The 22,978-nt window shown below is 64.4% G+C and carries 20 protein-coding genes; 13 read left to right on the top strand and 7 right to left on the bottom strand.

Annotated elements, in window-relative coordinates; all coding sequences use genetic code 11:
- Window positions 1-192: 192 nt before the first annotated feature.
- On the top strand, window positions 193-1,590 hold the full coding sequence (locus RM96_RS04830; RefSeq protein ID WP_039008300.1) for an amino acid permease: 1,398 nt from the start codon (window positions 193-195) through the stop codon (window positions 1,588-1,590).
- Between the two features lie 15 nt (window positions 1,591-1,605).
- On the opposite strand, the gene RM96_RS04825 is transcribed toward RM96_RS04830, so the two are convergent.
- Window positions 1,606-3,009 (bottom strand): aminotransferase-like domain-containing protein, encoded by a 1,404-nt coding sequence (locus RM96_RS04825; protein ID WP_039008298.1) that lies wholly within the window; start codon window positions 3,007-3,009, stop codon window positions 1,606-1,608.
- A 192-nt stretch (window positions 3,010-3,201) separates the two neighbouring features.
- On the opposite strand from RM96_RS04825, the gene RM96_RS04820 reads away from it, so the two are divergent.
- A complete protein-coding gene (locus RM96_RS04820) occupies window positions 3,202-3,540 on the top strand; it encodes a DUF2917 domain-containing protein (RefSeq protein WP_039008296.1) in 339 nt (112 codons plus the stop codon).
- A 217-nt stretch (window positions 3,541-3,757) separates the two neighbouring features.
- Here RM96_RS04820 and RM96_RS04815 read toward each other — a convergent pair whose 3' ends face one another.
- Entirely contained in the window at window positions 3,758-4,468 is a 711-nt protein-coding gene (locus tag RM96_RS04815; RefSeq protein WP_152624041.1) for a hypothetical protein, read from the bottom strand.
- Window positions 4,469-4,854: 386 nt separating this feature from the next.
- Window positions 4,855-5,529, bottom strand: coding sequence for a hypothetical protein (locus RM96_RS38475; RefSeq protein WP_152624040.1), 675 nt, complete (start codon window positions 5,527-5,529; stop codon window positions 4,855-4,857).
- 332 nt (window positions 5,530-5,861) lie between these two features.
- Here RM96_RS38475 and icmF point away from each other — a divergent pair, with 332 nt between their 5' ends.
- From icmF to RM96_RS04790, 4 genes are all read left to right on the top strand, one after another.
- Window positions 5,862-9,152, top strand: coding sequence for a fused isobutyryl-CoA mutase/GTPase IcmF (icmF, locus tag RM96_RS04805; protein ID WP_039008291.1), 3,291 nt, complete (start codon window positions 5,862-5,864; stop codon window positions 9,150-9,152).
- 130 nt (window positions 9,153-9,282) lie between these two features.
- Window positions 9,283-9,720: an HIT family protein gene (locus tag RM96_RS04800; RefSeq protein WP_039008289.1), complete on the top strand. Its 438-nt coding sequence runs from the start codon at window positions 9,283-9,285 to the stop codon at window positions 9,718-9,720.
- 42 nt (window positions 9,721-9,762) lie between these two features.
- A complete protein-coding gene (locus RM96_RS04795) occupies window positions 9,763-10,617 on the top strand; it encodes a 3-hydroxybutyryl-CoA dehydrogenase (protein ID WP_039008287.1) in 855 nt (284 codons plus the stop codon).
- A gap of 208 nt (window positions 10,618-10,825) precedes the next feature.
- Complete coding sequence (locus tag RM96_RS04790) at window positions 10,826-11,158, top strand: hypothetical protein (RefSeq protein ID WP_039008286.1); 333 nt, start codon at window positions 10,826-10,828, stop codon at window positions 11,156-11,158.
- Window positions 11,159-11,212: 54 nt separating this feature from the next.
- Here the strand turns inward: RM96_RS04790 and RM96_RS04785 are convergent, their stop codons facing one another.
- Both RM96_RS04785 and RM96_RS04780 read right to left on the bottom strand, forming a co-directional pair.
- Window positions 11,213-11,641, bottom strand: a complete 429-nt coding sequence (locus RM96_RS04785) for a DUF3293 domain-containing protein (RefSeq protein ID WP_039008285.1) — start codon at window positions 11,639-11,641, stop codon at window positions 11,213-11,215.
- Between the two features lie 12 nt (window positions 11,642-11,653).
- On the bottom strand, window positions 11,654-12,322 hold the full coding sequence (locus RM96_RS04780) for a Crp/Fnr family transcriptional regulator (protein WP_039008283.1): 669 nt from the start codon (window positions 12,320-12,322) through the stop codon (window positions 11,654-11,656).
- Window positions 12,323-12,559: 237 nt separating this feature from the next.
- Here RM96_RS04780 and RM96_RS04775 point away from each other — a divergent pair, with 237 nt between their 5' ends.
- The 7 genes from RM96_RS04775 to RM96_RS04745 all read left to right on the top strand — a co-directional run bounded on the left by RM96_RS04775 (window position 12,560) and on the right by RM96_RS04745 (window position 21,337).
- Complete coding sequence (locus RM96_RS04775) at window positions 12,560-14,518, top strand: AMP-dependent synthetase/ligase (protein WP_039008280.1); 1,959 nt, start codon at window positions 12,560-12,562, stop codon at window positions 14,516-14,518.
- Window positions 14,519-14,541: 23 nt separating this feature from the next.
- The gene (locus tag RM96_RS04770; RefSeq protein WP_039008279.1) at window positions 14,542-15,504 is read left to right on the top strand and encodes an ABC transporter ATP-binding protein; all 963 of its coding nucleotides are present in this window, start codon (window positions 14,542-14,544) and stop codon (window positions 15,502-15,504) included.
- 46 nt (window positions 15,505-15,550) lie between these two features.
- Window positions 15,551-16,465 (top strand): branched-chain amino acid ABC transporter permease, encoded by a 915-nt coding sequence (locus RM96_RS04765; RefSeq protein ID WP_039008277.1) that lies wholly within the window; start codon window positions 15,551-15,553, stop codon window positions 16,463-16,465.
- A 24-nt stretch (window positions 16,466-16,489) separates the two neighbouring features.
- Window positions 16,490-17,566 (top strand): branched-chain amino acid ABC transporter permease, encoded by a 1,077-nt coding sequence (locus RM96_RS04760; protein ID WP_039008276.1) that lies wholly within the window; start codon window positions 16,490-16,492, stop codon window positions 17,564-17,566.
- A gap of 95 nt (window positions 17,567-17,661) precedes the next feature.
- Window positions 17,662-18,999, top strand: coding sequence for an ABC transporter substrate-binding protein (locus RM96_RS04755; protein ID WP_039008274.1), 1,338 nt, complete (start codon window positions 17,662-17,664; stop codon window positions 18,997-18,999).
- Window positions 19,000-19,106: 107 nt separating this feature from the next.
- Window positions 19,107-19,922, top strand: a complete 816-nt coding sequence (locus RM96_RS04750) for an ABC transporter ATP-binding protein (RefSeq protein ID WP_039008272.1) — start codon at window positions 19,107-19,109, stop codon at window positions 19,920-19,922.
- Between the two features lie 164 nt (window positions 19,923-20,086).
- On the top strand, window positions 20,087-21,337 hold the full coding sequence (locus RM96_RS04745) for a phenylacetate--CoA ligase family protein (protein WP_039008270.1): 1,251 nt from the start codon (window positions 20,087-20,089) through the stop codon (window positions 21,335-21,337).
- Here the strand turns inward: RM96_RS04745 and RM96_RS04740 are convergent.
- Together RM96_RS04740 and RM96_RS04735 are read right to left on the bottom strand one after the other, a co-directional pair.
- Window positions 21,328-21,711 (bottom strand): YbaN family protein, encoded by a 384-nt coding sequence (locus tag RM96_RS04740; RefSeq protein ID WP_193752393.1) that lies wholly within the window; start codon window positions 21,709-21,711, stop codon window positions 21,328-21,330. The genes RM96_RS04745 and RM96_RS04740 overlap by 10 nt on opposite strands.
- A gap of 82 nt (window positions 21,712-21,793) precedes the next feature.
- Window positions 21,794-22,771, bottom strand: coding sequence for an NAD(P)H-dependent flavin oxidoreductase (locus RM96_RS04735; RefSeq protein ID WP_039008268.1), 978 nt, complete (start codon window positions 22,769-22,771; stop codon window positions 21,794-21,796).
- Window positions 22,772-22,978 lie beyond the last annotated feature (207 nt).

Here is a 22,978-nt window from a genome sequence, read left to right as displayed (position 1 = left end):
GATCGTGCCTTTCTGCTTTCTGGCCGGCCTGGCGCAAAGGGGACACAGTGCAAGTCAAATGAATCGTTGCCAGGGCCACGGGCCGGAAAATGTGATGGGTACGCCTGCGCGCAGGCGTAAACTAGCGCCCTTTTCGAGGTGCCGGCCCGAGCCTGGAGGCTGCCGCGCACCGTCTGCAGCAGGAGTCCCCTCATGAGCTTGTTCCGCACCAAGGACATCGACGCAATGCTGGCCGTTGCGCGCGACGATGGCCTGAAGAAAGTGCTTGGCCCCATCGACCTTGTGATGATGGGCATCGGCGCGATCATCGGCACCGGCATCTTCGTGCTGACCGGCACCGGTGCGCTGACCGCCGGCCCGGCGCTGACGGTGTCTTTCGTGATTGCGGCAATGGCGTGCGGGTTTGCCGCGCTGTGCTATGCCGAGTTCGCCTCGGCAATCCCGGTGTCGGGGTCGATCTATACCTACAGCTATGCCACGCTGGGCGAGATTGTCGCGTGGATGATTGGCTGGGACCTGCTGCTGGAATACGGGCTGGCCACGTCAGCGGTGTCAGTGGGCTGGTCGGGCTATTTCCAGTCGCTGATGGCCGGCTTCGGGTTGACGCTGCCGGCGGCGCTGACCGCCGCGCCAGGCTCGGTGCCGGGCGTGCACACGCTGCTGAACCTGCCGGCCTGCCTGATCATGCTGGCGATTACCTGGGTGGTGTCATATGGCGTGCGGGAATCGGCGCGTATCAACAACCTGATGGTTGCGATCAAGATCAGCGTGGTGCTGCTCTTCATTGCGGTGGGCGTCTGGCACGTCAGGCCCGTCAACTGGCAACCCTTTGCACCGTTCGGCATGACCGGAATCTTCAACGCGGCGGCGCTGGTGTTCTTCGCCTTTATCGGCTTCGATGCCGTCACCTCCGCGGCGGAGGAGGTGCGCAACCCGCGCCGCGATCTGCCGGTGGGCATTATCGGCTCGCTGGCGGTGTGCACGGTGCTCTATGTGACGGTGGCGGCAATCATGACCGGCATCGTGCCGTTCGCGAGGTTCGCGGGCGTGGATCACCCGGTTTCGCTGGCGCTGCAGTTCGCCGGACAGAACTGGGTGGCGGGCTTTGTCGACCTGGGCGCCATCCTGGGCATGACCACGGTGATCCTGGTGATGACCTACGGCCAGACCCGCATCATCTTTGCGATGTCGCGCGACGGGCTGCTGCCCGAGCGCCTGTCGTCGGTGCATCCGGTGCATGCGACGCCGTACTTCGCGACCTGGACCGTGGGCCTGGTATTTGCCGCGATTGCCGCCTTCGTGCCGCTCAATGTGCTGGCCGAGCTGATCAATATCGGCACGCTGGCCGCCTTCACGCTGATCTCGATTGCCGTGCTGGTGCTGCGCAAGACGCGGCCCGAGCTGCCGCGCGCCTTCCGCTGCCCCGGCGTGCCGGTGGTGCCGCTGCTGTCCGCGGGGTTCTGCCTGTTCCTGATGGCACACCTGCAGGCGCTGACGTGGATGGCCTTCCTGGTCTGGCTGGTACTTGGCCTGGTGATCTACTTTGCCTATGCGCGGCGCAATGCCGTGCTGCATAACCACGGCGGCTAAGACAGCCGAGGCAGATCAGCCGCGCGCTGCGGCTTCCTTCATGAACGCCACCGCGCGCGGTTCGTTGGCATACGCCGTGTTGATCCGGATCCATGCCGAGGCCTCGCCGCCGGGCCGGAAGTAGTTGCCCGGCGCCAGCGTGACGCCGAACGCCTCGGCCAGCGCGACCAGCTCGCGCGAATCCTCGATGCCCGGCGGACGCGCCCACAGGAAGTTGCCGCCGGCGGGTTCGCAGAAGAGTTCCCATCCGCACGACGCCAGTTGCCGCACCGCATTGGCCGAGGACTCGCGCACGCGCAGGCGCAATCGTTCCACATACTTGCGGTAGCCGCCGCGCTCCAGCAGCGCGGCGGTCACGGCCTCCGCAAAGTGCGAGCCGGCTACGCTGGTCAGCACCTTGACGTCGACCAGGTCCTTGACCAGCGCCTTGTCGGCCACCAGGTAGCCGATGCGCAGCGACGCCGACACCGTCTTGGAAAACCCGCCGATGTAGATCACATGTTCGAGCTGGTCCAGCGTGGCCAGCCGGTCGGTGAAGTGCGTCTGGAAGTCCGAGAAGATGTCGTCTTCGACAAAGCGGAAGCCATGCCGGCGCGCCAGCTCCAGCAGCCGGAACGCCACCGGCGGCGCCAGCGTGGACCCGGTGGGGTTCTGCAGCACGCTGTTGGTGAAGAACAGCTTGGGCTTGTGCTGGCGCAACAGCGCCTCGGTGGCTTCCGGATCGGGACCGTTGGGCGTATGTGGCACGCCGACCAGCTGCACGCCATGCAGGCGCAGCAGGCCGAACAGGTTGTAGTAGCCGGGGTCTTCCACAAATACCGTGTCGCCCGGCTTGAGCAGATGGCGCACCACCAGGTCCAGCGCCTGGCTGGCACCGGTGGTGATCAGCACCTGCGGCAGATCCGCCGCGATGCCCAGCTGCCGCACGCGCAGCAGCACCTGCCGGCGCAGTTCCGGATGGCCCATCGGCGTGGCGTAGTGGATCACGCTGTCGATCTCGTTGCGCGAGATCGCGCGGATCGCCTGCGTCAGCCCTTCCACGTCGCGCCAGGTCTCGGGCACGAAGCCTCCCGCGAGCTTGAGCGTGCCGCTCGGGTGGTTGAACTGCTCCAGGATGTGGTCGGAAAGATCCTCGGCCAGGCTCGGGTCGGACCAGCCGCGGGCCGAGCGGCCGGCCAGCGGGCTGTCCGCCACATAGAAGCCGGAGCCTTGCCGCGAATCCAGCAGTCCCTGCGATACCAGCCGGTCATACGCCTCGATCACCGGAAAGCGGCTGATGCCGTTCTCCGCTGCGAGCTGCCGGATCGACGGCAGGCGCGCGCCCGGCCGGGCCTCGCGGTTGCTGATCCACGATTTGACGGCGTTGACGATCTGGTCGGTCAGCGGGATGCCGGTAGCGGGGTCGAGGATTAGCTTCATCTGCGAGGGCGGCTGGCGTTGCCTGGCAAGTGTCAGGGAAAACTGCTGAACAGTTCATCGAAAACTGTTCGCAACTGTACATGGGATTCTAGTTGGCGATGCGAATAATGGAAGCGTGGCGGAGGAGGGTGCCGGCGACCGGATTCGGGGCTGGCGCGGAGCAAAACCGCCGAGCTGAACAGGAGTGGCGAAATGCGCGAACTAAGGATTTTCGAACTGGATGAGCCCGGGCAGCCCGTGAGCTGGCGCGCCGGTTACGGACAGACCGTCCGCGCGGTGGCCGGCAGGCTGTGGGTGACAGTCGAGGGCAATCCGCACGATATCTGGCTGGAGCCGGGCGCCGCCCTGGCGTTGCCGGAAGGCTACCGCGTGTGGCTGTCGGGCGACGGCCCGGGCGCGCGCTTCACGCTGGCGCAGACGCCGGCGCCGTGGTCGCTGCGCCGGCTGGTGGCGTGGGCGCGCGCGCTGCGGCACCGCGCCGAAGAGCACAGCACGGATGCCTTTGGGGAGTGCCCGAAGATCTGGGCCTGAATTGCTGACAAGCGTTCATTCCCAGACCCACGCAAGGCCACCGACAGGCTAGACGGTCGCTTAAAGTGTTGATGTAATTCTCAATGGTCATCTTCTGTCCTAGCAGAGATGGCCATTCTCTTAGGCAAAATTTCTTCCACAAGAGAACACGGCGACAAAACGCAGTTTTCACTGCGCCGCTCGAGGTCCTAGAGGTCTCGAGCTGAAAACCACACTTCTATCCCGTTGCCAATGACGCCACACCAGGCTCGCAGACGGTCTGCGGGGAAGGGGTTTCGACCTGGCAGAGGAACCAATTGCGGAGGTTTTCACCCCATCGCTGTCGGTTCTTGCCTAGAGCCCAAGCGACATCTTTCCATTGAGCCCCTGCCAGGGCCGTCTTGCTCTGCTTCGGGGTGGCTGGCAGGTGCGAAAAGACGAGTCGCTCGTTGTGCCTCTTGACGAAGCACTGGGCACCCACTGTCTTCCAGGGGATACCGTACAAAGCTTGCCGGCCCAACCAAAGAGCGGCGGACTCATCCGCGCCGATTCGATTGGGACGGCCATATTTGGTGAAGCCTCCGACCGAACTGTACGAAGGGTTCACCAAATAGAGCCGAACATGAGCCTTTTCACAGGCACGGGTCATTAGCTCCGCGAACTGTGAGCTTGCAAACGTGCTCAGCATCTCGTTGTATCGCTTGTTGATGCCGTCGGCGCGCAAGCCGGCCTTCTTCGTCGCGAAATCGAGGTTCTCGATGGCCACTGCGAGGCCTAGGCGCTTGCCCAGGCGGGCAAGCTCTGCAACGGTTGTTCCGATGACTTGCTTGCGTACAGCGTCGGAAAGGCCTTTTAGGTCCCAGCCGAGAAAGCCGCTCTGCGGATGGCCCTCCCGCAATCGGTTCCCATCGGGCTTCACCACAGCCCAGGCAACGCCCCGGGCATTCAAATCCAGTCCAAGGACACCGGCCTCTCTAGTGCGAGCGGTCTCTAGGTTGAAACCGGTGGGAACGTCAACGCTCGCTTGCAGATACCAAATGCGCTCGCCGGCCGGTGATAGCCTTTACAAGAGCCGCATTGTGACAGGCCGCTTTCCAAACGCGTCAATCAGCGCTGCGCGCGCCGCGCCCCGATGCGAGGCAAAGTCGACCCCGTCAATCACAATGAATCGGCATTTCATGCGAAGGGGCATCACCTTTTGCGGCCCTCCGCTGCGAGGAATGCCCAAAGCGTCCATGCGTTCATGCGCAAGCTTGTCCGTCAACCGGACGCGCAACTGGTTGGTATCCGGCAGCCACTGTAGTTCGCTATTGCCGCTGGGCTTAGCCGTATGTCCTATCGACCAGACCTGACCGTTTCGGGCTGTGTTCCAGGCCTCGTGCCAATCCTCGACAGAGGCGAACGGGTGGTCTCGGTGTTGTGTTCGCCGGGCCGCTGCTGAAGCAGCTTCTTCGAGCCAAAACAGAGACTGTAGCGGCCTTCATCAATAGCTATAAGCAGCGAGGACAGCTTGCCGCGCTTGGCAGTAAGAACGCGTTCTTTTTGTGCGACCCAGTTGCGGCAAAATTTGAGTTCGGTATCGACTTCCCGCAGGCGGGCTAGCGTCGTAAGGTAGCGGTTTGAACGGGCTTTCCCCGGCTTCGGCGCTACTTTATTGCGTTGAGCGCGTAGCTTGGCTTGCCGTTTTGACAGGGCCTGAATTTTCTTGCCTTTGTCCGCTAGTGCGCGTTCGCGTCGCTGAATGGCCAGCTCAAGCTGACCTCGTTCGTACTTTTTGAGTTCGACCAAGCCTGCATGGCGCATTTCAGCTTGCGTCAGCATGGAATTGACCTGATGCGAGGTAAAGCCTTCCCTCGTTAAGGTGGCGTAGGCGGTCGCTCGAGTGAGGTTTTGTCGATACAGAAGACTCCAAGCCTTACGCGCGCCCCACGACCAGCGTTCCGAGTTAACCGCCAACAAGGCGGCAAACTCGGGGGGCAGATTGAGGCGGGTTTCAAAGGTGTGGAGCAAAAGCCTACCTAGAGTACTGTATGGATATACAGTACTCTATGCTTTTCTCGTTACCCACGTCAACACTTTAAGCGACCCCCTTGACCGACAGGTGGCCTTTTGTTTGCCCGGTGCCCGCTCCGGGCACCTACTCTATAAGGGAGGACACGCCGAGCCAGCACGAGCCGGCGTCGGTGTTCCACCCCATTGCTTTACGTTAACGTCAACGTCATATAATCGACGGGCCCCCGCCCGTCGCGAGGGACAGCCCGCACGATCCTGCCAAGCCGACACAGAGCGGCGCCAGCGGTGGACGCTGCGGCAGCCAGCCAACACCAGACACGGTGGAGACAATGACCGACCTTTCCGATGTGCATGATGTGCGGCGCGGCGCGCCACAGCCCAAGCCCACCGCGCAAGGTCGCGGTCCGGCCAACAAGGTGCGCTTTGTCACGGCGGCGTCGCTCTTCGATGGGCATGACGCCTCGATCAACATCATGCGCCGCATTCTCCAGTCCTCCGGCTGCGAGGTGATCCACCTGGGCCACAACCGCTCGGTCGAGGAAGTGGTGACGGCAGCCCTGCAGGAAGACGCGCAGGGCATTGCGATTTCGAGCTACCAGGGCGGGCACGTCGAGTACTTCAAGTACATGGTCGACCTGCTGCGCGAGAAGGGCGGCGAGCATATCCAGGTGTTCGGTGGCGGTGGCGGCGTGATCGTGCCGGACGAGATCCGCGAACTGCAGGCGTATGGCGTGGCGCGCATCTACAGCCCCGAGGACGGGCAGCGCATGGGCCTGGCCGGCATGATTGCCGACATGGTGCAGCGCTGCGACATCGACCTGTCGCGCTATGCGCCAGCCAGTCTCGATCCTGTGACCAGCGGCAACCGCCGCGCGCTGGCGCAACTGATGACCGCGCTGGAGAACGGCAAGGCCGATCCGGAGCTGGTAAAGGCGATGTATGTACAGGCAGCCAATGCATCGACCCCGGTGCTCGGCATCACCGGCACCGGCGGCGCCGGCAAGTCTTCACTGACCGACGAGCTGATCCGCCGCATCCGCCTGGACCAGCAGGATGCGCTCTCCATCGCCGTGATCTCGATCGATCCGTCGCGCCGCAAGTCGGGCGGCGCGCTGCTGGGCGACCGCATCCGCATGAATGCGATCAACAATCCGAACGTCTTCATGCGCTCGATGGCGACGCGCGAGGCGGGCTCTGAGATCTCGCAGGCGCTGCCGGACGTGATCGCCGCGTGCAAGGTGGCGGGCTTCGACCTGGTGATCGTCGAGACCTCGGGCATCGGGCAGGGCGATGCGGCCATCGTGCCGCATGTCGACCAATCGCTGTACGTGATGACGCCCGAATTCGGCGCGGCCAGCCAGCTCGAGAAGATCGACATGCTGGACTTCGCCGACTTCGTCGCCATCAACAAGTTCGACCGCAAGGGCGCGCAGGATGCCTGGCGCGACGTGGCCAAGCAGGTGCAGCGCAACCGCGAGCAGTGGCACAGTAAGGCCGAAGAGATGCCGGTCTACGGCACGCAGGCTTCTCGCTTCAACGACGACGGCGTGACGATGCTGTACCAGGGCCTGCGCGATGCACTGGCCACGCGCGGCCTGAAAGTAAAGCCGGGCATGCTGCCCGCGCTGTCCGGCCGCATCTCCACCGGCCAGAACGTGATCGTGCCGCCCGCGCGCAGCCGCTACCTGGCGGAGCTGGCCGACACCATGCGCGCCTACCACCGCCGCGTGGCCGGGCAGAGCCGCATCGCGCGCGAGCGCCAGCAGTTGCGCGAATCGAGCCGCATGCTGCAGGTGGCGCAGGGCGACGGCTCGGCACTCGATGCGCTCGCCGCCGAACGCGACGCCGCGCTCGGCCAGGTCGAGCGCAAGCTGCTCGCCATGTGGCCGCGGATGCGCGAGGCCTACAGCGGTGACGAATACGTGGTGAAGATCCGCGACAAGGAGATCCGTACCGGGCTGGTGACGACCACGCTGTCCGGGACCAAGGTGCGCAAGGTGGTGCTGCCGCGCTTCGAGGACGACGGCGAAGTGCTGAAGTGGCTGATGCGCGAGAACGTGCCCGGCAGCTTCCCATACACCGCCGGCGTGTTCGCCTTCAAGCGCGAGAACGAAGACCCGACCCGCATGTTTGCCGGCGAGGGCGATGCCTTCCGCACCAACCGGCGCTTCAAGCTGGTATCGGAAGGCATGGATGCCAAGCGCCTGTCGACTGCATTCGATTCGGTCACGCTGTATGGCGAAGATCCGCACGTGCGCCCCGACATCTACGGCAAGGTCGGCAATTCCGGCGTGTCGATCGCCACGCTCGACGACATGAAGGTGCTGTACGACGGTTTCGACCTGACCAGCCCGGGCACGTCGGTGTCGATGACCATAAACGGCCCGGCGCCGACCATCCTGGCGATGTTCATGAACACCGCCATCGACCAGCAGCTCGACAAGTTCCGCGCCGACAACCAGCGCGAGCCTACCGCCGACGAGGAAGCCAAGATCCGCGCGTGGGTGCTGCAGAATGTGCGCGGCACGGTGCAGGCCGACATCCTCAAGGAAGACCAGGGCCAGAACACTTGCATCTTCTCCACCGAGTTTTCGCTCAAGGTGATGGGCGATATCCAGGAGTACTTCGTGCACCACCAGGTGCGCAATTTCTATTCGGTGTCGATCTCGGGCTATCACATCGCGGAAGCTGGCGCTAACCCGATCTCGCAGCTGGCATTCACGCTGGCGAACGGCTTCACCTATGTGGAGGCGTACCTGGCGCGCGGCATGCATATCGACGACTTCGCGCCCAACCTGTCGTTCTTCTTCTCCAACGGCATGGACCCCGAGTACAGCGTGCTGGGCCGCGTGGCGCGCCGCATCTGGGCCGTGACGATGCGCGAAAAGTACGGCGCCAACGAGCGCAGCCAGAAGCTCAAGTACCACATCCAGACTTCCGGCCGCTCGCTGCACGCGCAGGAAATCGACTTCAACGATATCCGCACCACGCTGCAGGCGCTGATCGCGATCTACGACAACTGCAACTCGCTGCACACCAACGCCTACGACGAGGCCATCACCACGCCCACCGGCGAATCGGTGCGCCGCGCGCTGGCAATCCAGCTCATCATCAACCGCGAGTGGGGTGTGGCGAAATGCGAGAACCCCAACCAGGGCAGCTTCCTGATCGAGGAGCTGACCGACCTGGTGGAAGAGGCCGTGCTGCAGGAGTTCGAACGCATCGCCGAGCGCGGCGGCGTGCTCGGCGCGATGGAAACCGGCTACCAGCGCGGCAAGATCCAGGAGGAGTCGCTCTACTACGAGCAGCTCAAGCACGACGGCACGCTGCCTATCATCGGCGTCAACACGTTCCGCAATCCGGAAGGCGATCCGACGCCGCAGAAGCTGGCGCTGGCGCGTTCGAGCGAGGCCGAGAAGCAGAGCCAGCTAGACCGCCTGCATGCCTTCCAGTCGGCACATGCGGGAGAAGCGCAGGCCATGCTGCAGCGGCTGCGCCAGGCCGTGATCGACAACGAGAACGTGTTTGCGGTGTTGATGGATGCCGTGCGGGTGTGCTCGCTGGGCCAGATCACGCATGCGCTGTTCGAGGTCGGGGGGCAATATCGGCGCAATATGTAGACCCCGGTTCACGCCGCAGCCGGTTTGACGGGTGGGTGACGGGCGGGGTGCCCTCAACCGGCGGCTGCCCTGCGTTACACTCAATGGCTGCGCCGTAAGCCCCCATTCGAGACAACTGCAAGACAAGATCATGAACAGCCAGTACGACCCGAACAACATCTTTGCCAGGATCCTGCGCGGCGAGCTGCCGTGCATCAAGGTGTACGAAGACGACGACACGGTGGCCTTCATGGACATCATGCCGCAGGCCGACGGCCACACGCTGGTGGTGCCCAAGGAAGCCGCGGTGAATCTCTTCGACCTGTCGGAGCATGGCGCACAGACGGCCATCGTCGCCACCCAGCGCGTGGCGCGCGCGGTACGCGCGGCGTTCTCGCCCGACGGCATTTCTATCGGACAGTTCAACGGTGCGGCAGCGGGGCAGACCGTGCCGCACGTGCATTTCCATATCGTCCCGCGCTATGCCGACCACGCCCTGCGTGGCCACGCGCGCGAAATGCAGGAGCCCGAGCTGCTCAAGGAGCATGCCGAACGCATCATCGCTGCGCTGCGCGAGCAGGCGGCCTGACCCGATACTTAACCAGTTTAACCAGCAACAGAGGAAGACAAGATGGCAATCAGGACAGTGGGCATCGTCGGTGCCGGTACCATGGGCAATGGCATCGCCCAGGCCTGCGCAGTGGCAGGCCTTAACGTGGTGATGGTGGACATCAGCGACGCCGCCGTACAGAAAGGTGTTGCCGCCGTATCGGGCAGCCTGGATCGCCTGATCAAGAAGGAAAAGATCAGCGAAGCCGACAAGGCCGCCGCGCTGGCGCGCATCAAGGGCAGCACGTCCTACGATGACCTCAAGGCCACCGACATCGTGATCGAAGCGGCTACCGAGAACTTCGACCTGAAGGTCAAGATCCTCAAGCAGATCGATGGCATCGTCGGCGAGAACGTGATCATTGCCTCGAACACGTCGTCGATCTCGATCACCAAGCTGGCCGCGGTGACCGCGCGTCCCGACCGCTTCATCGGCATGCACTTCTTCAACCCGGTGCCGGTGATGGCCCTGGTGGAACTGATCCGCGGCTTGCAGACCAGCGACGCCACGCACGGCGCCGTCGAGGCGCTGTCGAAGGCATTAGGCAAGTACCCGATCACCGTGAAGAACAGCCCGGGCTTTGTCGTCAACCGCATCCTGTGCCCGATGATCAACGAAGCCTTCTGCGTGCTGGGCGAAGGCCTGGCCTCGCCGGAAGAAATCGACGAAGGCATGAAGCTGGGTTGCAACCACCCGATCGGGCCGCTGGCGCTCGCCGACATGATCGGCCTGGACACCATGCTGGCGGTGATGGAAGTGCTGTACACCGAGTTTGCCGATCCGAAGTATCGTCCGGCCATGCTGATGCGCGAGATGGTGGCTGCGGGCTACCTGGGCCGCAAGACCGGCCGTGGCGTGTACGTCTACAGCAAGTGATCCGCACTGATCCCCGCGCGCAGCGTCGGGGATCGGCAAGCGAGACCCGCCGGCCGCTTTTCAGCGGCCGGTGCGCATTTTGCGGCCCCTTTTGTGTGCAGCCAAGGCGTGCTTACACGCGGTGATATGCCGAAACATTTCGCCGCAACCGATTACTGGGAACCACCGCTAAAGTGGAATTGTGCACATTAACGAAAAGAGGAAATCCATGTCCCGCCCGGTCTTTGCTGCCCTGATGCTCGGCGCGCTGTCGCTGGTTGCAGCCCGGTCCGCGATGGCCCGTGTCGATGTCGACCTGAATATCGGCGTGCCCGCTCCGGTCTACGTGGCGCCGCCGCCTCCGCCGCCCCCGGTTTATGTGGCCCCGCCATCTCCGCCGGCGGTCGTCTACGGGCCCCCGCCCGTGGTCTATGCGCCGCCTCCGGCCGTGGTCGCGCCGGCCTTTGTGATCGGCTGGCATGGCGACCGCTACTGGGATGGCCGCCGCTGGTGGACGCATGACGCCTGGTATGGCCACCATCCACGCCACTACCGCTATTAAGCGCTAAGCGAGAACGGGGCCGCGGTAGTGCGGCTCCGGAGGGCGCCTGCGCGTTCAGCGCAGCAGGATCAGGCGCGGCACCGCGTCGGCGCCGCACCAGATCACCGCGTTCTGGCCGTATTTCCGGCCGAGTGCCTTTGCCGCTTCGAGCGAGAGGCCGGGTACCAGGAAGCTCGGCTCGCCAGGCCAGCCGTTGGACGGATGCTCGCCCAGGCCTGCGATGACGCTCAGGCCGAGTTGCGCCAGCTCCTTTGACAATGACTGCTGTCGGCGGGCGTTGGCCTGTTCATCGCAGCGCTGGCTGAACGGGTTGGCGGCGGTGATGAACGCGCTCGACGCGACCTGGAGCCGACAATGCAGTGCCGCCAGTGGCGGGCTGGCTTCGTCCACCTTCAGCGTCATGGGCGTGTCGCCGTGGACGCAGTAATGCGTTTCCCGGTAGGCCCGGACGGTGGCGTCATCAATCACTGAAGCGCAAGACATCGCCACTCGCCGCTACTCGCCGTACTGCCGCAGGCCGTCGAGGTCCAGCACCTCGATCACGCCATAATCCACGCGCACCAGCCCCTGCTGCTCAAGCACCTTCAGCGCCTGGTTGGCACGCTGACGCGAGATGCCGGCCAGCAAGCCGATCTCTTCCTGCGAGATTTCCAGCGTCTTCCCGATCCCCGGATACAGGTGCTCGTTGAACAGCGACGACACCGCGCGCGCCACGCGTGAATCGATGTCGAGCAGCCGTTCGTATTCCACCGCCGCGATGAACTGCCCGAGCCGCTCGTTGAACTGCGTCAGCAGAAAGCGGGTGAAGGGCAGGCTGGTATCCAGCAGCCACTGAAAAGTGTCGCGCGGCAGGAAGGCGATGGTGGAGCGGCGCAGTGCCATCACGTCGTACTTGCGGATTTCCGACTTGAGCACGGCGCCTTCGCCGAACCAGCCGCCGGTCGGCACGCCGGTGAAGGTGACCGACTTGCCCGAGGGCGAGACGGTAGTGATCTTGACGATGCCTTCGAGCACGCCCATCCAGTGCTCGGCGATGTCACCCTTGTGACAGACGTAGTCGCCCTGGCTGTAATCATGCACGAACATCGCGCGGCGCACGCGCTCGCGCTGCTCGGGGCTGAGGTCGGCTGCCCACACGCAGCGGTCGACAAAATCGTTGAGCATGGCCTGGAATGGCTCCCGTAGGGATTAACCCGGAATTGTCACCGGCGTGACAACCCCGGTGATTGGCATCGGCTATCTTACGATCACACCGAACCGCGAGTGCCAGTAAATACAAGGCACAACGGGCTTGATGCACTGCGGCATGAGCGCCGCCAGGCAAAACAAGCCAAGTATAACGACCGGACCGGCGCTTGACACCGCGCGTGGACCCCCACGCCGGAGGGACAGGAGACAGCGATGCAGGAATCGTCGGCGACGACCTTTCCGCGATTGCTGCTGGGTCACGCCCGGCAGCGGCCGGCACACCCGGCTTATCGCGAGAAGGATCTCGGCATCTGGCAGACATACAGCTGGGCACAGGTAGCGCTTGAGGTCAGGGCGCTTGCGTGCGGGCTGGCCGCGCTCGGCTTCCGGCGCGGCATGAACCTCGCGGTGGTGGGCGACAACCGCCCGCGCCTGTACTGGGCCATGACCGCCGCGCAGGCGCTTGGCGGCGTACCGGTGCCGCTGTACCAGGACGCGATCGCCAATGAGATGGTCTATGTGCTGGACGATGCGGAGATCGAATTCGCCATCGTCGAGGACCAGGAGCAGGTGGACAAGCTGCTGGAGGTCGAAGAGCAGCTTGCTGCCATCGGCCGCGGCGTGCGCCACGTCATCTATGAAGATCCACGCGGGCTGCGCGATTACGATCATCCGTCGCTGATGTCTTATGCGCGCCTGCAGGAAATCGGCCGCGAATATGACCAGGCGCACCCGGGCTTCTATGAAGAGGCCGTTGCCGCGGGATCGCCCGAAGACACCGCGATCATCCTCTACACGTCCGGCACCACCGGCAAGCCCAAGGGCGTGTGCCATGCGCACCAGGGCCTGATCGGCGCGGCGCAGAACGGATGCGGTTTCGATGGCCTGAAGGCCGACGACGATGTGCTGTCCTACCTGCCGATGGCCTGGGTGGGCGACAACCTGTTCTCGTATGCGCAGGCGATGGTGGCGGGGTTCACCGTCAACTGCCCCGAATCGCGCGAGACGGTGATGACCGACCTGCGCGAGATCGGCCCCACGTATTACTTCGCGCCGCCGCGCATCTATGAAGGGCTGCTCACGCAAGTGATGATCCGCATGGAAGATGCCGGGTGGGTCAAGCGCAAGCTTTTCCACTGGGCGATGGGCGTGGCGCGTCGCTGCGGCTCCGATATTCTCGACGGACGCCCGGTGCCGCTGGCCGATCGCCTGCGCTATGCGGCTGGCGAGTTCCTGATCTACGGCCCGCTGCGCAACGTGCTGGGGATGAGCCGCATCCGCGTCGGCTACACGGCCGGCGAGGCGATCGGGCCGGACCTGTTCCGCTTCTATCGCTCCATCGGCGTGAATCTCAAGCAGTTCTACGGCCAGACGGAAACCTGCGCCTATGTCTGCCTGCAGCCGGATGGCCAGGTGAAGTTCGATTCCGTGGGCCCGGCTGCGCCCGGCATGGAAATCCGCATTGCCGAGAACGGCGAAGTGCTGGTGCGCGGCGTGGGCCTGCTCAAGTCCTACTACAAGCGTGACGACGCCACGCGCGAGGCCCTCAACGACGAAGGCTATTTCATGACCGGCGACGCCGGCGTGATCGACGCCGACGGCCACCTGAAGATCATCGACCGCGCCAAGGATGTGGGCAAGCTGGCGGACGGCTCGATGTTCGCGCCCAAGTACATCGAGAACAAGCTCAAGTTCTTCCCGTACATCAAGGAAGCCGTGGCGTTCGGCACTGGCCGCGACAAGGTCTGCGCCTTTATCAACATCGATTTCGAGGCCGTCGGCAACTGGGCCGAGCGCCGCCACCTGCCGTACGCCGGCTACGTGGACCTGGCCGCGCAGCCGGACGTGCTCGAGATGATCGGCGAATGCGTGAACCAGGTGAATGCCGACCTGGCCAACGATCCCATGCTGGCCGGCTCGCAGGTTGCGCGCTTCCTGATCCTGCATAAGGAACTGGACCCGGACGACGACGAGCTGACGCGCACGCGCAAGGTGCGGCGCGGCTTCATTGCCGACAAGTACGGCGTGCTGGTGGAGGCGCTCTATGCCGGCAAGGCCGAGCAGTTTATCGAGACCCGCGTGAAGTTCGAGGACGGGCGTGAAGGCAGCGTGTCGGCAACGCTGAAGCTGGTAGATGCGAAGCGCCTGCCGCCGGCAGCGCGCGCAGCCTGAGCGGTACAAGCGGAGACAGCAAGATGACGCAAGTGGCCTGGCAAGGCGCTGGACAGCGCGAGTGGACCGGCACGGCACGGACCGATGCGAGCGGCGCGGGCAGCGGTGGTGCGATTGCGCCATCCGGCCCGCTGTCGCCGGCAGGGCTGGCTGACGACAGCGGCGCGCAAACCGGCACGCAACACGCACAGCGCACCGGTGAGCACGCGCGCACCGGCGGCGAAGTGATTCTCGACCTGCAGCATATTTCGCTGGCGTTCGGCGGGGTGAAGGCGCTGACGGATATTTCGTTCGATGTCTGCGAGCATGAGATCCGCGCGATCATCGGGCCCAACGGCGCGGGCAAGAGCTCGATGCTGAACGTGATCAACGGCGTGTACCACCCGCAGCAGGGCCGCATCGTCTTTCGCGGCGAAGAGCGCAAGCAGATGCACCCGACCGCCGCCGCGCGGCAGGGCATTGCGCGCACGTTCCAGAACATCGCGCTGTTCAAGGGCATGACGGTGCTGGACAACATCATGACCGGGCGCAACACGCAGTTCCGCACCGGGCTCTTCGCCCATGCGCTGTGGTGGGGGCCGGCGCGCAATGAGGAAATGCGCCACCGCCAGAAGGTCGAGGAAGTGATCGACTTCCTCGAGATCCAGTCGATCCGCAAGACGCCGGTGGGGCGCCTGCCGTACGGCCTGCAGAAGCGCGTGGAACTGGCGCGCGCGCTGGCGGCCGAGCCGTCGATGCTGCTGCTGGACGAGCCGATGGCCGGCATGAACGTGGAAGAGAAGCAGGATATGTGCCGATTCATCCTCGACGTCAACCGCCAGTTCGGCACCACCATCGTCCTGATCGAGCACGACATGGGCGTGGTGATGGATATCTCCGACCGCGTGGTGGTGCTCGACTACGGCAAGAAGATCGGCGACGGCACGCCGGACGAGGTCAAGGGTAATCCGGACGTGATCAAGGCTTACCTGGGTACGTCGCACTGAGCCCCAGACGGGCTCACTCCTAAATCGCATTCACTGGAACGCAGCCATGACGTTCTTCTTCGAAATCCTGATCGGCGGCCTGCTATCGGGGCTGATGTACTCGCTGGTGGCGCTCGGCTTCGTGCTGATCTACAAGGCCTCGGGCGTGTTCAACTTTGCGCAGGGCGCGATGGTCTACTTCGCCGCGCTGGCGGTGGTGGGGCTGATGGACAAGGGCATGCCGATGTGGGCGGCGGTGATCGGCGCCTTTATCGTGATGATCCTGGTCGGCATGAGCACCGAGCGCTTCGTGCTGCGCAAGCTGGTCAACCAGCCGCCGATCACGCTGTTCATGGCGACCATCGGCCTGTCGTTCTTCCTCGAAGGGCTGGGGCCGCTGCTGTTCGGCAATGAAGTGCGCCCGATCAACCTGGGCATCGTCGACGAGCCGATCGAATCGATCCTGACCAACTTCAACATCGTCATCTCCAAGTTCGACCTGGCGGCGGCTGGCATTGCCGGCGTGCTGGTGGGTTCCCTTGCGCTGTTCTTCCAGTACACCAAGGTCGGCCGCGCGCTGCGCGCGGTGGCGGACGATCACCAGGCGGCGTTGTCGCTCGGCATTCCGCTGCAGAACATCTGGGCCATCGTGTGGGGCGTGGCGGGCTTCGTCGCGCTGGTGGCCGGCCTGCTGTGGGGGTCGCGCAACGGCGTGCAGTTCGCGCTGACGCTGACCGCGCTGAAGGCGTTGCCGGTGCTGATCCTCGGCGGCTTCACCTCGGTGCCCGGCGCGATCGTCGGCGGGCTGATCATCGGCGCGTCGGAGAAGCTGGCCGAGATCTACATCCCGCCGGTGTTCCAGTCGGTGTTCGGCGGCAACTTCGGCGGCATCGAAGGCTGGTTCCCGTATGTATTTGCCTTGCTGTTTCTGCTGGTGCGGCCCGAAGGGCTGTTCGGCGAGAAACACATTGACCGCGTCTGACCGACTTCGCACAGGAGACTTGCCATGTTCTATCGTGAAGCCGGCCAGTTCAAGACCAGCTACGTTGCCGACAGCCAGATCTTCCCGATCCGCCAGGACCGCATCGGCTTTGCCGTGCTGATGGCCGTGGCGTTCGTGGTGATCCCGTTCACCGGCTCGGAGTACTGGTTCTCGGCCATCCTGATCCCGTTCCTGATCTTCGCGCTGGCGGCGCTGGGGCTGAATATCCTGACCGGTTACGCCGGGCAGTTGTCGCTCGGCACCGCGGCCTTCATGGCAGTAGGCGCCTATGCGGCATACAACTTCCAGCTGCGCATCGAAGGGCTGCCGGTGCTGCTGACGTTCATTCTCGCCGGGTTGTCCGCCGCGTTGGTGGGCGTGGCGTTCGGCCTGCCGTCGCTGCGCATCAAGGGCTTCTACCTTGCGGTGGCGACGCTGGCGGCGCAGTTCTTCGTGGTGTGGGCGCTGACCAAGTTCCCCTGGTTCTCGAACAACAGCTCGTCGGGCGTGATCACGGCACAGCGGCTGGACCTGTTCGGCATCGCCATCGACACACCGGTGAAGAAGTACCTGTTCGTGCTGGGCGTGGTGACGGTGCTGGCGCTGATCGCCAAGAACCTGGTGCGCTCGGCCACCGGCCGCGCCTGGATGTCGGTGCGCGACATGGATGTTGCCGCAGAGGTGATCGGCATTCCGCTGATGCGCACCAAGCTGCTGGCGTTTGCGGTCAGCTCGTTTTACTGCGGCGTGGCCGGCGCCTTGTATGCGTTCTGCTACCTCGGCTCGGTGGAGCCCGACGGCTTCTCGCTGGACCTGTCGTTCCGCGTGCTGTTCATGATCATCATCGGCGGCGTGGGCAGCATCCTCGGCTCGTTCCTCGGCGCGGCGTTCATCCTGCTGCTGCCGATCTTCCTGGACAACATGCTGCCGCCGCTGGCGTCGATGCTGCACCTGCCGTTCACCAACGCCACGGTGTCGCATATTCAGCTGATGGTATTCGGCGGGCTCATCATCTTCTTTCTGATCGTCGAGCCGCATGGCCTGGCGCGCCTCTGGCAGATCGCCAAGGAGAAGCTGCGCCTGTGGCCGTTCCCGCATTGATGTTGGCGCATCCATTTATTCGCAGTTCCTGTCTGTCGTATCAAGGCTGCAAAGCCTGCACATAACAAACGCCCTCGAGGGCGAAGGAGACTGTCATGACCAACCTGATCCGCAATGTGCAACGCGCCGCCCTGGTGCTCAGCACCGCGGCTGCACTGCTGGCGCCGGCGGCAACGGCACTGGCGCAAAGCAGCGAGCAGTTCGTTGCGCTGCCGAGCTATCGCGTGGGACCGTATGGCGCTAACGGGCAGTCGTGGTACGGCGGTTTCATCGACTACCTGAACTACGTCAACCTCAAGGAAGGGGGCGTGAATGGCGTCAAGCTGTCGTGGGAAGAGTGCGAGACCGAATACAACAATGCCAAGGGCGTGGAATGCTATGAGCGCCTGAAGTCGAAGAACGCCACGTCCAAGGGCACTGCGTATCACTCGATGTCGACTGGCATTTCGTACGCGCTGGTCGACAAGACTGCCGCCGACAAGGTGCCGCTGGTGATGATGGGCTACGGCCGTACCGATGCCGTGGACGGTTCGGTGTTCCCGTATGCCTTCCCGCTGGTGACGACCTACCAGATGCAGGTCTCGGCCATCGTCAAGTACCTGGCCTCTAAGAGCGGCGGCTCGCTGGCGGGCAAGAAGATCGTCTACCTGTATCACGACTCGGCCTATGGCAAGGAGCCGATCGTGGCGCTACAGGCCGAAGCGAAGCTCGGCAAGTTCGACCTGGTCGAGATCCCGGTAGCCCACCCCGGCAACGAGCAGGGCGCCCAGTGGCTGAAGATCCGCCAGGAGAAGCCTGACTACGTGATCTTCTGGGGCTGGGGCGTGATGAACCAGACCGCGCTGAAGGCCGCGCAGAAGGTGGGCTTCCCGCGCGACAAGATGATCGGCTCATGGTGGGCAGGTTCGGAAGAAGACACCGTGCCGGCCGGCGATGCCGCCAAGGGCTACATGAGCGCGACCTGGAACGTCGCGGGCCACGCCGTGCCCCTGATTGCCGATATCGACAAGGTGGTCTATGGCGCCGGCAAGGGCAATATGCAGGACAAGAACAAGGTGGGCTCGGTGCTGTACAACCGTGGCGTGTCGGCCGCGGTGGTGACGGTGGAAGCCATCCGTGTGGCGCAGGCGAAGTTCGGCAAGGGCAAGCCGATGACCGGCGAGCAGATGCGCTGGGCCTTCGAGAACCTCAACATCACCAATGCACGCCTGCAGCAGCTGGGTGCCACCGGCCTGCTGCCGGAGATCAAGACCAGCTGCGATAACCATGAAGGCTCCGGCAAGGTGAAGATCCAGCAATGGGATGGCACCAAGTGGGTGGTGGTGTCCGACTGGATCGAGGGCAACAAGAACCTGATCCATCCGCTGTTCAAGGCGACCGCCGCGCAGTATGCGAAGGAGAAGGGGATTACGCCGGCTTGCATGAAGTCTTGATGCCGCGCGAATCCTGACGGTTGGCTCCCCTCTCCCGGAGGGCGAGGGGAGCAAAACGGCAGGAAAGCGAAGTCCAGAGTTACCGCAATACCCAACCGAGCCGCACCATGAGCCTTCTCTCCGTCAATAACATCGAAGTCATCTACGATCACGTGATCCTCGTGCTCAAGGGCGTTTCGCTCGACGTGCCCGAAGGCAAGATCGTGGCGCTGCTGGGCGCCAACGGCGCGGGCAAGACCACTACGCTGAAGGCCATTTCCAACCTGCTGCACGCGGAGCGCGGCGACGTGACCAAGGGCTCGATCGAATACCGCGGCAGCCGCGTCGACCAGCTCACGCCCAACGACCTCGTGCGGCGCGGCGTGATCCAGGTGATGGAGGGACGGCACTGCTTCGCCCACCTCACGATCGAGGAAAACCTGCTCACCGGCGCCTACACGCGCGGCCTGTCGCGCGCGCAGACGCGTGAAGAGCTGGAGAAGATCTACGACTACTTCCCGCGCCTGAAGACCCGCCGCAAGTCGCAGGCCGGCTACACGTCGGGCGGCGAGCAGCAGATGTGCGCGATCGGCCGGGCCATGATGGCCAAGCCCGCGATGATCCTGCTCGACGAGCCGTCGATGGGCCTGGCGCCGCAGATCGTCGAGGAGATCTTCGAGATCGTGCGCGACCTGAACTCGCGCGAGAAGGTCAGCTTCCTGCTCGCCGAGCAGAACACCATGGTGGCACTGCGCTATGCCGACTACGGCTACATCCTGGAGAACGGCCGCGTGGTGATGGACGGCGATGCCGAATCGCTGCGCACCAATGAGGACGTGAAGGAGTTCTACCTTGGCGTTGCGGCCAATGATGCCGATGGCGCCGGGCGGAAGTCGTTCCGGGATGTGAAGAGTTACCGCCGGCGCAAACGCTGGCTTGCCTGAGAGAAACGAATAAGCCTGCTGCGCGGGCCGGATCGGGCCTTGCGGTGCTCGCCGTACCCATGTACGGCTGCGCTCCTCAGGCCCGCTCCGACCCGCTCGCTACGGCTTCTCGACGCGCTGTCGCAGCTTTCAAAGTACCCCCTAATCCTGCAACGTACCGCACCATGCCAGAACACTTCGATTCGCTCGAAACCCGCGCGCCGGAAGTCCGCGAGCAGGCGTTGCTTGCCGCGTTGTCGCGCCAGGTGGCCCATGCGCGAGCCAATGCGCCGTACTTTGCTGACATCCTGCGCGACGTCGATCCCTCTGCGCTGACCTCGCGCGAGGCGTTGGCGGCGCTGCCGGTGACGCGCAAGTCCGAGCTGACGGCGCGCCAGCACGCAGTGCCGCCGCTGGGCGGCCTCAATGCCACGCCGCTGGGCGGGCTGAAGCATATCTTCCAGTCGCCGGGGCCGATCCACGAGCCGGACGGCCACGATGCCGACTGGTGGCGGATCGCGCGGGCGATGTTTGCCGCGGGCTTCCGTTCGGGCGATCTGGTCTACAACACCTTCTCCTACCACTTCACGCCGGCCGGCATGATGATGGAAACCGGCGCGCACCGGCTGGGCTGCTGCGTGTTCCCGGCCGGAGTCGGGCAGACCGAATCGCAGGTGCAGGCGCTGGCAAGCCTGCGGCCAGCGGCGTATGCGGGCACGCCGTCCTTCCTCAAGCTGCTGCTGGAGCGCGGCGCGGAGATGGGCACGCCTTGCACGAGCCTGGCCAAGGCGCTGGTATCGGGCGAGGCGCTGCCGCCATCGCTGCGCGCCTGGTTCCTGGAGCGGGGCGTGCACGTCCACCAGATGTACGGCACCGCCGATCTCGGCCTGATTGCCTATGAAACCGATGGCGGCGATGGCTGGGTAGTCGATGAAGGCGTGCTGGTAGAGATCGTCGAGCCGGGCGGCTCGCGCCCGATGCCGGAAGGCGAGACCGGGGAGGTGGTGGTGACGGTGCTCGGTAACGGCGACTATCCGCTGATCCGCTTCGGCACCGGCGACCTGTCGGCCATCGTGGCCGGTTCCTCGCACCGCGCCAGCCCGTGCGGACGCACCAATGTCCGGCTCAAGGGCTGGCTCGGCCGCGCCGACCAGACGACCAAGGTCAAGGGCATGTTCGTGCATCCGGGACAGGTGGCCGATGTGCTGCGCCGGCATCCGGAAATCCGCGCGGCGCGCCTGGTGGTGACCGGTGCGGTCGGCGCTGACGTGATGACACTGCATTGCGAGGCCACGAGCGAAGACGAAGGGCTCAAGCGCGCGATCGCGGAATCGCTGCGCGAAGTGATGCGGCTGCGCGGAGACGTGTTGTTCGTGCCTGCGGGCTCGCTGCCGCAGGATGGCAAGCTGATCGAGGACGCGCGCCGCTACGACTGATTGCTGTGCCCGCCCGGTGGGCGGGTCGGCAGCCTCAGCATCCACATGCTGACCGCAGCCGCGCACGCGACTAACGCCACCGAGGCCAGCGGCCGCGCCCGCATCAGCCAGGCCGTGGTACCCATCGATACCCACATCATGCTCAGCGCCAAGCATTTCGCGCGCAGCGGAATGCTGTGGTGGCGCTGCCAGTCGCTTACCAGCGGGCCAAAGCGCTGATGCGTCAGCAGCCAGTGATGGAAGCGCTCCGACCCGCGCGCGAAGCACGCCGCAGCCAGCAGCACGAAGGGCGTGGTCGGCAGCACCGGCAGGAAGATGCCGATAAAGCCAAGCAGCAGGCTCAGCGCTCCCAGAAACACCCAGATCGCGCGCAACGCCCGCTGCCGGCGGCTCAGTTCAGCGACGGCTGTGAGTTTTGTCGCGGAGAGGTCCTGATGCTGCGGCTGCAATGGCGGGTCAGACCTTGATGCCCAGACGCGCCTTGGCGGCGTCGTACTCGGCCTTCATGCGGGCGACGATCTCGCCGGCGGCGGGGATGTCGTGGATCTGGCCCACGCCCTGGCCGGCGCCCCAGATTTCCTTCCACGCCTTGGCCTTGGAACTGCCGCTGGAGAAGTCCATCTTGGTCTTGTCGGCCACGGGCAGGTTGTCGGGGTCCAGGCCCGCGTTCTCGATGCTCTCGCGGATGTAGTTGCCGTGCACGCCCGTGAACAGGTTGGTGTAGACGATGTCTGCGGCGGCCGAGCCGGTGATCGACTGCTTGTACGACTCGGCGGCATGGGCTTCCTGCGAGGCGATGAAGCGCGTGCCCACGTAGGCGAAGTCCGCCCCCATGGCCTGCGCGGCCAGCACGGCATCGCCGGTGGCGATCGAGCCCGACAGTGCGATCGGGCCGTCGAAGATCTTGCGCACTTCGCCCACCAGCGCGAATGGCGACAGCATGCCCGCATGGCCCCCGGCGCCGGCCGCGACGAGGATCAGGCCGTCAACCCCGGCTTCGATTGCCTTCTCGGCATGGCGCAGGCTGATGACATCGTGCAGCACGATACCGCCATAGCTATGCACCGCATCGATCATCTCCTTCACCGGCGCGCGCAGCGAGGTGATGAAGATCGGCACCTTGTGCTCGACGCAGACCTTCACGTCATGTTCGAGGCGCGCGTTGGACGTATGCACGATCTGGTTCACCGCAATCGGGCCGACCGGCTTGCCGGGATTGGCCGCCGTGAAGCTGGCCAGCTCTTCCTGCATCTGCGTGAGCCATTCGTCAAGCAGTTCCGCCGGACGCGCATTCAGCGCGGGAAAGGAACCGACGATGCCGGCCTTGCATTGCGCCAGCACCAGCTCGGGGTAGCTGACGATGAACATCGGCGAGGCAATCACAGGCAGGGCCAGGTTTTGCAGGGCCTTGGGCAGTTGTTTGGCGGCGGGCATGGTGTCTCCTGAACCACGGGGGGTGCCTTTGGGGGGCACGCTAAATGAACGGTCGTTCGATTATAGGGAGTTTCCGATATTGGGCGGTAGAAGGTCCAATCTACGCTTCCTCTCGCCCGGCCAAAACCAAAGAAAAGGTTCTTCGCCGGATTGCGGGATTGGGTTCTTGGAGGCGTGGCTGTTTTGCCGGCTACGCCCGCGAAAAAG

The sequence above is a fragment of the Cupriavidus sp. IDO genome (assembly GCF_000812465.1).
Lineage (GTDB): Bacteria > Pseudomonadota > Gammaproteobacteria > Burkholderiales > Burkholderiaceae > Cupriavidus.
This window is presented reverse-complemented; position numbering and strand designations above follow the sequence as displayed.